Genomic DNA, 14,468 nt, shown 5'->3' on the forward strand with positions numbered 1-14,468 from the left:
CTCACACGGAGTAAGAGATTGCTTTATACACCCACAGTGGCGATACAGGCACAGACCTCCCGGGTTTTAGGCAGAGGAGGGGTAGGCTCTACACTGGATGCTTCTGCTATGGCATTAGGAATGAATGAATTACAAGACAATTCCTGGTTTGCAGGGATCTCACTTTCATTCCCGCTTTTTGACGGACTCAGCAGAAAGGCGGCTATTCAACAATCCAGGGTCAGCCTTGATCAATTGGATTATTCCCAAACACTACTCGATCAGAGCCTGGAACTGGGCGTTCGTGCCGGCGTACTTGATTTATTGAGTGCCAGTACAAACATTCGATTTAGCAAATCTGCATCAGAGAGTGCCCGTGAGAACTTTGAGTTGATCCAGGAAAATTACAAACAGGGTCAGGTAACGATTACTCAATTGATAGATGCGCAGCAGACCGCATTGGAAGCCCGGTTAGCGGCCGCCTTTTCCATCTATGAATATATCCAGGCCCACCTTCAATTAGAATTCAACGTGGGTTCCTTTATCATGTTAATGCCCGAAGATCAGCTTCAGGCATTCAATAACCGATTTCAACAATACTTAACGAATCAGAACTAATGAAAACATTGAAACATGCCTACCTGGCACTCCTTTCACTCACCTTTCTTTATGGATGCGAAAATTCAGGTGAGTCAGAAAAGGCAGCATTGGTCAAACCTATCAAATGCGGAGTGGTGGAATCATTTGGAGGTCTAACCACACGGACCTTTAACGGGATCACGCACTCCGGTTCGGAGACTAAATTGAGTTTTCGCACCGGAGGGTTGATTACAAGATTGAATGTGGTAGTAGGCCAACGTATAAAAAAGGGGCAACTACTCGCACAGTTAGACCAAACGGATGCCTTACTCGCACTACAGCAGGCTGAAGCGGATGTAAAAAATGCCAAAGTCCAGCTGGAAACTGCTTCCGCCAGCTTTGAACGTGCCCAGCAACTTTACCAAACCAATAATGCTTCATTAAGTGATTACGAGAAGGCAAAGAGTACGTTATCCAGTGCGCAAAGCTCCTATGAGATCTCTGTGAAGAGGTTGGACCTGCAGCGGTCACAAGTTTCCTATACCACCATCGCAGCTCCAATGTCTGGCATTGTGTCTTTAGTAAGTGTAGAGACTAACGAAGTAGTCAGGCCTGGTCAGCCCATCCTGACCATGAGCAGGGAAGGTTCCAGGGATATAGAAGCACAAGCCGGTGTACCTGAGAAGTACATCAGCAAGTTGAAGCAAGGAAGCCCAACTAACATAAGGATCCCCACGCTATCCGGCAATTTTGACGGGGTCATTACCGAAGTAGGTTATACCTCTTCCGGAGGTACATATCCGGTAATCACTTCAATTAATAATCCTTCAAACCAGGTAAGGCCAGGGATGCCGGTAGAGGTCACCTTCACCTTCGGCGATGAGAACCAGGAAAAGCAACTCATAGTCCCTGTAAAGGCAGTGGGCGAAGATCAAAACGGGCAATTTGTGTACCTCCTGAACCCACTGAGTGATCAGGTCTATGAAGCAAAAAAAAAGATCGTAGAAATTGGCAGTCTCACTTCCGGAGGGTTTATCGTGAGGTCTGGTTTGACAGAGGATCAAATCGTAGCTATTGCTGGTCTGAGGACACTTTATGATGGAATGAAAGTCACACTTCTAACGCAATAATGATGAACCTTACTGCTATTGCCATCAATAATAATCGTGTTACCTATTTGCTCATGGGGATCGTCCTCATTCTGGGGGTTACGGGATATACTTCATTACCAAGAGATAGTATGCCACCTTTTACGCTCCGAATGGCAAGCGTCGTCACGATTTTCCCTGGGGCGAGCCCCGAAAGAATGGAGCTTCTTGTAACTGACCCACTGGAAAAAGTAGTACAAGAGATTCCTGAAGTAGACTATATCCAAAGTGAATCCAGAACAGGTATCTCCATTGTTAAAGTTGCTCTGAAAGAAAATATTGGAGAGTCGGAGCTTAGACCCATTTGGGACCGTCTAAGAAGGAAAATTGACAATGTAGTTGTGCCTTCAGGAGTTACTGTAGGCCCGGATTTGAAAGACGAGGACTTAGGAATTACCTATGGTATAGCGGTAGGTTTAGCAAATGACGGATACGAACCCAAGGAGTTGGAGAAGTATGCAGATAAACTTAGAAATGAGCTGATCCGATTAAGAGATGCCGCTAAAGTAGAGCTTTCTGGTGTGTCGGAACGACGCGTATTTATCGATTATAACGATGCAGAACTGGCAAAAATCGAGTTGTCTGCTAATGAGCTTAAGAATGCCATATCCGGCACAAATATTATTATACCAGCAGGTGAGATCAGTATAGAAGATGAACGCGTCATTCTGGAGCCTTCCGGAAATTTTGAAACCATCCAGGACATTCAGGATATGCTTATTCCAGTGGGAAACAGCAGAGAATCAGTCTATTTGAAAGATATAGCCGAAGTATATGAAGACTACATCTCTCCTCGGGAAACCATAGCAAGGATGAATGGCCGGCCAGCTATTGGACTGCATATTTCACTGAAAGAAGGAGCCAATATTATTCAATTAGGCGAAGAGGTTGACGAATTACTTGACAGCTTCAACCAAACCCTTCCTGTGGGTATCACAGGAAAGCGAATTGCCTCACAGGATACCTCAGTATCTAAAAGTGTTAGTGATTTTCTCTCTAACCTCATTCAAAGTGTTGTCATTGTATTGGCCGTTATGCTGATGTTCCTTGGGCTTAGAACAGGGATTGTCGTAGCAAGTTTGATACCCGCCGCCATTGTGATGTCTTCGTTTTTAATGGGAGCGTTTGACATTGGACTCAACCAGGTTTCACTTGCCGCACTGATCATGGCATTAGGAATGTTAGTAGATAATGCCATCGTGATGGCTGAATCGATGATGGTGAAAATGGAAAGAGGTAGTAAGGCGCTCGATGCTGCGGTTTCTTCCAGCAAAGAGCTGATGGTGCCTTTATTGACAAGTTCTTTGACTACTTCGGCGGCCTTTCTTTCTTTTTTCATAGCAGATTCAATTATGGGGGAGATTATGGGGCCATTATTTTCAGTAATCACCATTACGTTGCTCTCATCATGGCTAATGGCATTGACCATTGTACCCATGCTGGCTATTCTGTTCATTAAAGTTAAGTCAAACAGCAGTAATCAAAAGCCAGGTTTCTTCGAAAAACTCAATATTCATTACAGGCAAATCATCGTTTGGTCATTGTCTAAACCCATTTTGATTTTGTCGGTGGTTCTGGGGTGTCTCGCATTATCATTTGTAGGTATGGGTAAACTTGGGTTCGTGTTTATGCCGGATAGTGATCGTAACCTTGTTACCGTTGATATTATATTACCCACCGGTACAAGTTTAGAAACGACCGATTCACAAGTCTTAAAGATAGAAAGGTACCTGTCTGACAGCCTGCTCATCAATAGTGAGAGGTCTCAGGGTGTACGGAGCTGGTCTTCTTTCATTGGTGAAGGCCCTAAGTCTTATGATTTGGGTTATCAGCCTGACCAAAAACAGTCTAACTACGCACATTTGCTGGTCAATACATCTTCCGGTAACGATAATCAGTTGGTCATCGACCGGATCAATGCGTTTGCTTTTAATAATCTTCCAGATGCCAAAGTCACGGTAAAAAGACTAACGAGCGGGGGTGGGGCCAGTGTCCCCATTCAAGTCAGAATTAGTGGGCCTGATGCAGAAAAGTTAACCCGGATTGCTTCCGAAACGAAGAATCAGCTACGGACAATTGCCGGAAGCAGCAATGTAGATGATGATTGGGGCCCAAAAATTAAGAAGGTTTATGTAGATATCAATCAATCGAAGCTTAGTTACAATGGATTGACCAATCAGGATGTTGCGTTATCTTCTTACACTACCTTGTCTGGCTATACCGTAGGGGAATACCGCGAAGAAGAGGACAACATTCCCATAGCCATGCGAACGGAAGGTAGTCTTGAAGTAGCATATGAAGATATTGAAGGCTTGAGTATATACAGCCAACGAACAGGTAAAACTGTGCCGATGGCCCAGGTAGCAGATATCAGTGTGGACTGGCAGTTGGCTAAAATTATCAGGCGCGATCTTAATAGAACCATTACAGTAGAATCTCAGCTACAGACTGGATATACGGCCATTGAGATCACTGGCCAATTATTGAAATGGCTGAACGGGCAGCGGGATGAATGGGGGAGTGATTATACCTTTGAACTTGGAGGAGAGTCCGAAGCAAGCGGTAATGCAATGGGGGCGGTCATGGCCAAACTTCCCATTTCATTTTTCATCATCGTACTGCTTCTTGTGATGCAATTTAACTCCCTACGAAAAAGTAGCATCGTATTACTTGCCGTTCCTTTTGGGATCATTGGTGTTGTGGGTGGACTGTTGATCACCGGTACCAATTTGAGCTTCACCGGATTCCTGGGCATCATTTCTCTATCAGGTATTGTGATCAATAATGCCATCGTACTTATCGATCGGATCCAATTGGAGCTGGATGAGAATAAAAGAACTCCATACGATGCCATATTAGTCGCTGCACAGGAACGATTCCGTCCCATTCTACTCACTACCTTTACTACTTCTTTGGGTTTAATTCCCCTATGGCTGGGGGGAGGTGACATGTGGGAACCCCTCGCGATAGGCATCATCTTCGGGTTGCTTTTTGCAACGGTTATCACACTGGTATTGGTGCCAGTGCTTTACAAATTATTTTATAAAGTAGCCATACTATGAGTATTCCGATACACTATATAAAAAATTACTTTAAGATGCGTTCTTATAAACTACTATGGAACATAGTATGTGGGCTACTCTTATTAAGCAGCTTACCCACCTGGTCACAAGACCTTCAACTGGCAGGAATCAGCTTTACAAGATTTCCAGGTGCTCAAATAACAGACTCACCATTGGACCAGGAAGTAGAAGTAAATGAATATAATTTCTTTCTGAATCTTCCCAAGCGACTTAAAAATGAGAAGACCATTTTAATCAACGGACTTCAATATCGGCTGGTGACCACTTTTACAGATAATAATCTCAATTTGGGTTTGGATGAGCAGCACCTTCATCTCATAGGTTACCGCGTGATGGCATTTCATCCGTTAGCCAATAACTGGAGTGCATTAGTTTCACTAAATCCTACGTTATCTTCTACGTTCAACACAGCGCTGGAATGGGATGATTTCCTTTTCAATGGTCTTTTACAATTTGTTAAGAAAAAGTCTGACCGCTTGTCATACGGAGGGGGTATCGCCTTCACGTCCAGGTTTGGAGAGCCTATTTTGATCCCAACACTACAATTAACAATCCGCTCAGAAAACAGCAAATTCCAGGTACTCTTACCTCGAAATATCACTTATGATCGCTTTTTTGGAAGGTTTACTGCAGGGTTACAGATGGCAGCCAGTGGTTCACGCTATAATGTCAATTATTCAAGGACCAACTTTCTCAACGCTACGGAACCCGTTGATAAATTGGTCTATACCAGGGTTATCATCGGGCCTTCTCTAAGCTATCGGATAGGTAAAGTTATACAACTGGAAGCTTCCGGAGGTGTTTCGGTGGCCCGAAGGGTAGAACTTCAGGGCAGTCTATTTGACGATGATAATTATGATATAGCCAATAGCCAATACTTCCGGTTTGGGATTGCCATTATACCACCTGAAAAAGAAACCAATTGATAATTATATAGGCTTATCTAATGCGTAATCTACACACTTTCCGGTCTTCCTTCATCTTAAATACCAAAATCATGACGCATTATAGTGTGGTTAAAAATAATTAAGGCCGCCCGTTTTCCAAGGCAAAGAACGAATAAAGGTTATAAGGGAGCGTCTTTTGCGACGCTCTCTTATAACAAAAGAAGAGCGCTCGTGCACCGCGATTTCTATTACATTTTCCGGTGAAAATTCCCTCCGTTTTATGAGAAATCAAAAACAAAAACTACGGAACCTTGAAAAAAGTTATTAATGTTCTAATTATCGACGATAACGAGATTGATCGAATGATTGTCATATCACTCATTAGGCATGTTTTTGATCATACCAACTTGTTCGAATCGAAGAACGGTATAGAAGCGCTCAACTTTCTAAGAACAGCACAAATAGACTTCCCATATTTGATCTTCGTGGATATAAATATGCCTATTATGAATGGCTTCAAGTTCGTTGAAAGGTATGAAGCCTTGTATTGGCAGAAATACCCTCAATCACTCGTTTATTTTATAAGCTCTTCGAATAACCCGGAGGACATAGCAAAAGCTAAGGAATTCCCTTCAGTAACTGATTATTTCATTAAACCCTTTGATCTGTCAAAGGCCAAAAAACTTTGGACATCTTTTTTTGATTCTCATAAGTCTGACAAGGCAAATCAATAAAATTGACCGCCCGATCACTTGTAGTCTATTTCAGCAAATTGTCGATTATTTAAAATTTTTCAGATGAGGAAACTTCACCTTATCATTTGTCTCACCTTGATTTACTGCACTGTTACTGCTCAAAAAAAGATCTCGGTAGTTTATAATAAAGATTTTGATTTTAAATCATTGAAAACGTTTGACTTTAGTGAATCAAGTTATCACCTGGTTCGAAAATTTAAAAACCCGCCCTATATAGCTAAGGTCTTAATTGAAAACTTGGGTAAAAAAGGGATGCAAAAGATGACGGGCCAAGCCGATGCCATTGTAGAAGTTAGTATAGGCTTCAGAAAAGTAATCGATGTAAAAAAACATTCGTATATGGTTTACTCCAGGAATCATATGGCTCCGGGGTCAAGTAACATGTATGTAGGCCCTGTATATACCACATCTTTAGAAGAAGGAAAAAAAGCCCGACTGGTAGTAAAAATTATAGATAAAAAGAGTGACAAAATTGTTTGGACGGGAGTGTGGATGGGAGAGTCTTTTCTGCGTATAAAACCAGGTAACAGGAAAAAGAAGGTGGAGAAAATGATCAGGAAGATGTTTAAAAAATATCCTGCTGAATAAGAGTGTTATGGCCTTCCGGTTAATAACCTGTTCAAGTCGTCTTTTTTATCTCGTGTAAGCTTCGCTGTGAGGCTACTTTTTAAATGAATAATAAAATTTCTAGGTTCATATTGTTCAACTGACAATACTTCGTCCACCTTAATAATGAATGAGCGGTGCGTCCTGAAAAAAATGGCCGGATCCAGTACATGCTCAAGATAATCCATACTAAGCCTCAGTAAATACTTTTTATCTGTGGTATGGATCTCCACGTATTGATCAGCAGATGAAATCATCGTTACTTCGTCCGTTGAAATATAGGCCGTTTTTAGTCCGGATCGATAGGTAAAGCGCTGCAAGTACCCTTTTCGCCCGGAAAGTGTCGCAGCTACATGAGTTACCAGGTCTTTATATTCTTTCCCCTGGGAAGGTTGAAGGTTTGATTTAATTCTTAGAATCGTTTGATCAAAGCGGCTGTTGGAAATAGGCTTAAGAAGATAGTCCAGCGCATTCAACTCAAAGGCTTTCACTGCAAACTGGTCGTAAGCCGTTACAAAAACAAAAACCGGGGAGGCCTCAGTTCTTTCCACCACATCAATTCCATTCATTTCCGGCATTTGTATGTCTAAAAGCACAATTTCCGGTTGTTTTTTTTCTATGAACTCCAGCGCCTCAGAGCCGTTGCTTGCCTCACCCACCAACTGAAGGTCCGGATGTCGCTTAAGGTGAACTTTTAGCAGTTCCCTGGCATCCTCTTCGTCATCTACAATTAAGACTGTATACTTCATACTGGCAGGTGTATTTCAGCTAACACACCGTTTTGAACTGTTTTCATAGCAAACGAAGCCCCTTTCTCATAAGAAGTTTGTAGTCGTTTTTTAATATTGGAAATCCCGATTCCTTCGCTTTTTTCTTTCGCTAATGGAGGGCCTTCATTAAAAATACTGATCAAAACTGCACCTTTTTGCTGCTTAATGGCCACAGTAATTTTTTTGGCATCCTGCTGTTTTGAGATACCATGTTTGATGCTATTCTCTGCAATGGGTTGTAGTAAAAAGTTTGGAACCAACTTATCCATAAGCTTTTCTGAAACATCATAGACTATTTCCAGATCCTTAAATCTATGTGTTTCAATGTTTAAGTAGGTTTTTAAATGATGTAACTCTTTAGAAAGGGGTACTAATTCCTTGTCTGCCTCAGCCAGCGATATTCGCAATAATTCACCCAGGCCTGTAGTCATGTTAATAGCAGTATCCAACCTTTCACGATGGATAGAGCTGACGATACTATTTAAAGCATTAAAAAGAAAATGAGGTTGTAGTTGCATTTTTAGTGTCATCAGCCGACTCTCTAATAAATCTTTTTCTAAGTGAATACTCCGCAGTTCTTTTTCTTTCACCTCAAAATAGAATTCTCGTGCGTGCATCACTCCCAAAATAGCCATATAAATAAAAAGGTGCCAGTGAAAGAGGTTTAAGAACAGGGCAATGTAAATGGTCCGGAACATTGGATAGGTAAGCGAATTCAATGCCACTGTATTCCAAATGATTGAATAAAAGGCGAGGTAAATGGCCACAATGGATACGGATGAAAAAAGATGAAAAAAAATGCTTTTAAGCAAAATACCTTTATCAATTCTGAACCGATTGACCAGCCAAAAAATGAGTGGTGTGATCACCCCCCAAACCCACCAAACAAGCAGTTGTATTCGAAAATGGCCTATCCAACTGGTACCTTCAGATCCTGACTGGAACCCTTTTAAAAAAAGTTGAGTGGCAGTAAATACTGCCACCAAAGACCAAATAAGGAAATTGTAAATAAGATGTTTACGCTTAAAAAAAATCACGCTTCAAAGTTAATTCAATTATTCTCAAAACGATATTTTACATGCTTCCTCATGCTGGAATGATGCGCAAACTCGTCATGAGTGGAATAGGCAAGGATCAGCCAAAAATCGTTCGACAATTCATGTTGATAGTCATACCAGTCATCGTTACGAAGTGCAATGGAAAAATGGACAATAGTTTTACTACCAGTTTCCTGCCCACCTTTGATCCTGATTGAGTGCCATCCTCCTAATGCGGTGTCCTTTTTAGGGTTACCTGCGCTCACTACATGCATATCAATCGCCTCAGTCTTGCCATTTACTACATGGAAAAGTAACAGGTCGCTTCTTACAATGCTATTCTGATCGTTAAACCCCAGGCCTATCCAACCGAGTGTCGGGGCAGAGAGTGAGATATCTACTGAATCTCCTCTCACTGCGTAGGAAAATTCCATTCCACCCACCTTTAAAGATTCCCCTTGCGCCATCAACGCAAAGGGGAAAAACATAGGCGCCAATACTTTTAGTAGTCTCATTATACCTATACCTTTTGGATATCGACCAGGATCCCAACAATAAGCCATTGGCCTTCTGATTCTACCATTGACAACTGGTACATAAAATCATATTCATGACTGACTGCATTCACCACAACGCTGGCTGTTTTACCTCGTACGATAGTGGATGATTCAAAAGTAACCTCTCTGGGTGTACCTCCAATCTTCTTATCAGCAACCATTTGAATGAGGTCAGCAGCCTTGAAAGGAATTAGATCTTCACCCAATTGAACATACTGTATCAATTGTGGGTGTAGCATTTTTTCTAATGCCTCTGCATTGTTATCATCGACAACTTTTACAAATTTCTTGGCTGTTTTTCTGAGTTCATTTTCACTGAGTATGTCACCTTTTGCCGATAAGGTAAAAACAACTACGACGGTAATGATCCCTGTGATCACCGTAATCAGAAACAAATTCTTTTTCATAATTATATCCGTTTGATTTTACAGTTTAAGACGGGATACCAATAACGACGCTTGTTAAATTGTAACAAACGATGCAATTCTTGTTGCCAAACGCACAACCTGCGGAGCGAAAAATTAGCGTGCTACCACAATGGATAAGTTTGACCGGGAAGATCCGTGGTAAATGCAGGGTGGTAGCCGGTTTGTAGTATGTTTCGCTTTGACCCAGTATATCAGGTCGATTTGGAATAATGTCCAAACTAATTTCATTTAGACATTGTATTACATGAAACGCTATGAACGTTGGCCTCTCATGACAGTATCTCAACCATTAAGATCTTTGTACGTATTGTTTATACCAAAGGCTAAAATTGCTTATAATGAAACGGATAAAGATCAGCGCTCTTATCAGCCTAGTGGTAATCCAATGTATTTCCGCCCAGTCTGTCGATCAAAGACAGGACTGCCTGGTGAAAGATCCTGGTGATTTTGAATTTTTTGAATCCTGGCTACAATCCAAATCCGTACAACGAGGGTACAGCATTACCTCTGATGTGATCTATCGTATTCCGGTAGTGGTTCATGTACTGCATATGGGGGACCCCATGGGAGAGGGCTTTAATTTTTCCGAAGAGCAAATACATTCACAAATAGAAGTGATGAATCAGGACTTCAGAAAGAAAGAAGGTACATCTGGATACAACGAACATCCGGATGGGGCAGACGCCGGAATTGAATTCATATTAGCCAAAACCTCTCCCGATGGTGAACCGACTAACGGCATTGTGCGCATCGATATGACCACATCCGACCATCTTAACTTAAGTGGAGACCTGCTTGCAGTTGGCTGGAGTTTCAATGTATGGGATCCACATGAATACCTCAATGTTTATTCGGTGCCTTCCATTCCTGATTTCGGATTGGGATATGCAAGGTTTCCGATAACGGATCTAATTCCCCTTCCTGATGGGCAAGAGGAACTTATCATACCAGGATTTGAGACAGTACATGGTGTTGCAGTCAGAGATCTCGATGGCATAGCCATTAATGCCAATCATTTTGGAAGGGTCGATCTTGAATCAAGTTATAACCTTGGAAGAACGGGGACACATGAAGCAGGACACTTCCTTGGGTTGTACCACACCTGGGGGCCTGCGAAATTCGAAGGTACGTGCAATGGTGATGACTTTTGTGAAGATACTCCCCCTACGTCTGATCTTACCACTGGTTGTCCTGCTAACAAACTTGCCTGTGATGGGTCCAAGGCTATGATTGAAAATTATATGGATTACAGCGACGATGCCTGCATGAATATATTCACGAGGGATCAGGTCAAACGCATGCGCACAGTCCTTGAAAACAGTCCAAGACGAAAGTCTCTTCTTACCTCTAAAGGATTATTTCCTCCTGATCCTGTGCTTAACATCCCTGAACCAATAGTTCAACAGACAAGTGTCTATCCAAACCCCTTTGAGGATCAGCTGTTTATTCACATGCCCGAAAAGGCAGGGCTTACTGAAAATATAGAATTATATGACCTGTCTGGTTACTACCTTGGCAAAGTTTCGCTTAAGCCTGTTGGAAATCAAACCTATCACACCACAAGACTTCCGGGGCAACTCCCCAAAACGATCATTATAAAAGTACCTGTTGAGAATAAAGCCGAGTGGCACAGGGTGATCAGAAAATAATTTCTTTTAATTGAGATATTGAACCTCGATTATGCGCAGGCTAACATACAGTTTATATATCTGATCTTGTATTAAATACTCGTACCTCGTATTGCGGAAATTTTTGGGCATTTGTCACAAAATGTCGATTAATTTTGAAGATTTTCCTTTGGTATCTTGTACGATCCTTTCACGGGATTTTCGAACGGTACTAACACAGTCAAAATCTTTTTCAGTCGTTGTTTTCATAATCCATGTCTAAGTTTTGCAACAAACTTTCACCTATTCTCCGCGCTCATGTCAGATGGTTTTATGGTACGTCATCCAATTTTCACCAAAAGAATTGACTAAGCAATCCGTTCCTTGTTTAGCCCCACACGTTGCAAAAAATCATTGTCGAATACCTCCATCATTTCCGGTCGAAGCAGGTTGTTTCGTTGTAGCTTCCATTCATTCACTTTATCGTTTCCGTACATCGTCTTAACCAAATCAGGACGGTTCCAGTCCGTATTCTTACCCCAGTGGACCGTAAACTCAATACCGGCATTGACAAAAGTTTCTATAATTACTTGTTCAACTTCCTCCTGAGACCTTAAATCTCCGAAAGGATTCCATTGGATGCCATCCAAGCCAATCACGGCACTTAGAGGAAAACGGGTAAACCCGAGGGTCGATTTAGTCTGTTGAACTAGCTTAATGGCTGATAAACCAGGTACTTTATGATTTTTAAATATACCGCAAAACACTGCCATGGCATCACTTATTTTGGAATGATCAACTGCAATGGCCCAAGAAAAACCGGGTGAATCAAAATCTACCGGATGAAAAATATCTCCCAGGGTTCCAATTACCGGTTTAATCTCTTTTTTAGGATCAGGGAATACTTGTCCCTGCAACAACTTTGTAATAAGCCTGGTAAGCTTCCCTTCACTTTTTTCCAATGCCCAATGAATGATACTAAACATATCAGGATGTAGCTCCGTGGCGATATCATATTCAGAACGAGTGCCTGCTTGATAAGGAATTTTGTAAATAACTTCAGCTACGGTGTTCTTTTTAGTATATTGATTGATATAAGGCTTAAAGTGATAGGGGATAATGGGTTCTCCTTCATCATTCAACTCTTCTTTCACTTGAAACGCGGAGTTTTTAAAGTCTAATGTTTGAAGTAATTGAATGGCGTCTTTGTACTCGATAGGTTTAATATAGCGCTTCAAAGAATAAATATCTTCCACTTCAAGCACAACAGCCGCAATAAAGCCAAAAGACCCTAAACCAACCAGAGCAGCATTAAAAAGCGCATCATTACGTATCACACGACTACGTAGTTGATTCGTGACGAATTCATCATTCAGAATTGGTTCTGAATCACGCTCAATGTACACACGATCATTTTCTTCCGGCCCAATAATTAAATGCATTCCCCTCACATAGTCTGACATACACTGACGCTCTAAACCACTGCCATGTACACCGGTCGAAATGACTCCGGCAATGGTTTGACCATTACTGCCTCCACATGTTTTTAATGATTTTTGACGATCCTCTAAAAACACATTTAATTGGTTCACCGTAGCTCCGCATTGGCTGAATACCAAATTATCATATTTAATCGTTTGATTCGCCAAGTGTAACTGATCGCTTGTAATTGGTAAGCGAATATCTAACGCTGCATTGGCATGGATCCTACTGCCATTAAACGCTATGTCATTTAGTGACCATCGAGAACCAATGGCACGAAATCGTTTTCCTTCTTCCAAACATTCTTTCAACAATCCTTGTATTTCTATAACTGTGGCATAATGCAAGTCATAACTCACTTCTCCTTTTTGTTGAGCCCGATACATCAATTCGATGGGGAAAGGACCATTGCTATGCCATGTGCTCAATTCTGTGCGAGGAATTCTGTCTGTTGATATTTTCATAAAATAGTTTAATTAACGCTCACCACACACATATAAAACCCTGGCTAATTTCGGGGTGCCCGCGTTGTAAAACATCCATTCGATAGAATGGAAACCCGATGAGCAAACACCATCACCTATGGGCTCAATCAGATATTTTCCATCCGAGATCCAGTTCATATTGATATCTTCTTGAACACAAACATATTCCAAACTTATATCCAGCAGTTTTCCTCGTTTTCGAAGTCGTGAGTTCTTGTGAATGACCATAGCGATTCCCTTATTACAAATCGGTGTTTGAACGATGGCTTGTGCGGGTACACTGGTAAGATTCATTTTTATTGTAGTGTCTAACTGATGTGTCGGCAGTTGTTGAAATGCTTGATATTTCTGCGTCCTGGTACTTTCGCTCATGTCTGTTATAGATACAGGGAAATTCACTTTTTTATAGCGGTAAATTTTACTTTCCAACTCATTTAATTCTTCTTTCTCGTGTTGAACCGGGCTTTGCAGAATCACAGAATACATTCCTATTTTACTGCAGCTGATAAAAAAACTGACAAAAAGAATCAGTAGCAAGAGTCTAAAGCTGATTATTGAAAACCTCATTATTAAATGTTTAATAATTAATTATTTATGAAAAATAAGTCCCCCGGAATTGTACCGTTGGCTCACATCATCCATGTTGAATTGCAATTAATTTATCTTTAAAAACAATATATGTGAAATTTCTGACAAACATCTGTAATTATCCCACTTCTTATGCTTGAAGTTGAAAAGCGAATGAGGAAAGTTAGGTTTATAGGTTTTAAACAGAAAGTAAAAACAACACGTCATCTATAAGAATATTATATTTTTTATTAATGTTAAAATTATAATATTTATTTAAAATTAATATTTCATTGGCTATTTATAAGTTAAAAAATGTATTAAATAGAGATTATCAACAGTATGCCTGTAGCTTACGAAACTAGTACACCGTTCTTTAAATATCATATCAAATAATAATCAAATCATCCATTTTGTATTTCCATTTGAATACGACGGGTTCTTCATTGATGGCACTTATTCCCTGGTAGATTCTTTCGATCAGTTCTTTTTTACTAT

At 40.9% G+C, this 14,468-nt stretch carries 13 protein-coding genes; 7 read left to right on the top strand and 6 right to left on the bottom strand.

Annotated features, from left to right (window positions below; genetic code table 11):
* Positions 1-18: 18 nt before the first annotated feature.
* From FNH22_RS19205 to FNH22_RS19230, 6 genes are all read left to right on the top strand, one after another.
* Entirely contained in the window at positions 19-597 is a 579-nt protein-coding gene (locus FNH22_RS19205; RefSeq protein ID WP_143400049.1) for a TolC family protein, read from the top strand.
* Positions 597-1,688 (top strand): efflux RND transporter periplasmic adaptor subunit, encoded by a 1,092-nt coding sequence (locus tag FNH22_RS19210; protein WP_143400050.1) that lies wholly within the window; start codon positions 597-599, stop codon positions 1,686-1,688. Before FNH22_RS19205 ends, FNH22_RS19210 begins: the two co-directional genes overlap by 1 nt.
* Positions 1,688-4,768, top strand: a complete 3,081-nt coding sequence (locus FNH22_RS19215) for an efflux RND transporter permease subunit (protein ID WP_221420308.1) — start codon at positions 1,688-1,690, stop codon at positions 4,766-4,768. The genes FNH22_RS19210 and FNH22_RS19215 overlap by 1 nt, the downstream gene beginning before the upstream one ends.
* Positions 4,765-5,715 (top strand): DUF6268 family outer membrane beta-barrel protein, encoded by a 951-nt coding sequence (locus FNH22_RS19220; protein ID WP_143400051.1) that lies wholly within the window; start codon positions 4,765-4,767, stop codon positions 5,713-5,715. Before FNH22_RS19215 ends, FNH22_RS19220 begins: the two co-directional genes overlap by 4 nt.
* Before the next feature lie 272 nt (positions 5,716-5,987).
* Positions 5,988-6,410: a response regulator gene (locus tag FNH22_RS19225; protein ID WP_143400052.1), complete on the top strand. Its 423-nt coding sequence runs from the start codon at positions 5,988-5,990 to the stop codon at positions 6,408-6,410.
* A gap of 63 nt (positions 6,411-6,473) precedes the next feature.
* Complete coding sequence (locus tag FNH22_RS19230; RefSeq protein ID WP_143400053.1) at positions 6,474-7,019, top strand: DUF4136 domain-containing protein; 546 nt, start codon at positions 6,474-6,476, stop codon at positions 7,017-7,019.
* Between the two features lie 5 nt (positions 7,020-7,024).
* On the opposite strand, the gene FNH22_RS19235 is transcribed toward FNH22_RS19230, so the two are convergent.
* The 4 genes from FNH22_RS19235 to FNH22_RS19250 form a co-directional block, all read right to left on the bottom strand.
* A complete protein-coding gene (locus tag FNH22_RS19235; protein WP_143400054.1) occupies positions 7,025-7,786 on the bottom strand; it encodes a LytTR family DNA-binding domain-containing protein in 762 nt (253 codons plus the stop codon).
* Positions 7,783-8,790: a sensor histidine kinase gene (locus FNH22_RS19240; protein ID WP_143400055.1), complete on the bottom strand. Its 1,008-nt coding sequence runs from the start codon at positions 8,788-8,790 to the stop codon at positions 7,783-7,785. Before FNH22_RS19240 ends, FNH22_RS19235 begins: the two co-directional genes overlap by 4 nt.
* A 68-nt stretch (positions 8,791-8,858) precedes the next feature.
* Positions 8,859-9,359 carry a DOMON domain-containing protein gene (locus tag FNH22_RS19245; protein ID WP_185154307.1) on the bottom strand — a complete coding sequence of 167 codons (501 nt, stop codon included), beginning with the start codon at positions 9,357-9,359 and terminating at the stop codon, positions 8,859-8,861.
* Between the two features lie 5 nt (positions 9,360-9,364).
* On the bottom strand, positions 9,365-9,808 hold the full coding sequence (locus tag FNH22_RS19250; RefSeq protein ID WP_143400057.1) for a nuclear transport factor 2 family protein: 444 nt from the start codon (positions 9,806-9,808) through the stop codon (positions 9,365-9,367).
* A gap of 359 nt (positions 9,809-10,167) precedes the next feature.
* On the opposite strand from FNH22_RS19250, the gene FNH22_RS19255 reads away from it, so the two are divergent.
* Positions 10,168-11,478 carry a M43 family zinc metalloprotease gene (locus FNH22_RS19255; RefSeq protein ID WP_143400058.1) on the top strand — a complete coding sequence of 437 codons (1,311 nt, stop codon included), beginning with the start codon at positions 10,168-10,170 and terminating at the stop codon, positions 11,476-11,478.
* A 326-nt stretch (positions 11,479-11,804) separates the two neighbouring features.
* Here FNH22_RS19255 and FNH22_RS19260 read toward each other — a convergent pair whose 3' ends face one another.
* Both FNH22_RS19260 and FNH22_RS19265 read right to left on the bottom strand, forming a co-directional pair.
* Positions 11,805-13,382 carry an FAD-binding protein gene (locus FNH22_RS19260; RefSeq protein ID WP_143400059.1) on the bottom strand — a complete coding sequence of 526 codons (1,578 nt, stop codon included), beginning with the start codon at positions 13,380-13,382 and terminating at the stop codon, positions 11,805-11,807.
* Between the two features lie 12 nt (positions 13,383-13,394).
* Positions 13,395-13,889 (bottom strand): hypothetical protein, encoded by a 495-nt coding sequence (locus FNH22_RS19265; protein WP_143400060.1) that lies wholly within the window; start codon positions 13,887-13,889, stop codon positions 13,395-13,397.
* Positions 13,890-14,468 lie beyond the last annotated feature (579 nt).

The sequence above is a fragment of the Fulvivirga sp. M361 genome, assembly GCF_007097395.1.
In the GTDB taxonomy this organism is placed as follows: Bacteria; Bacteroidota; Bacteroidia; order Cytophagales; family Cyclobacteriaceae; genus Fulvivirga.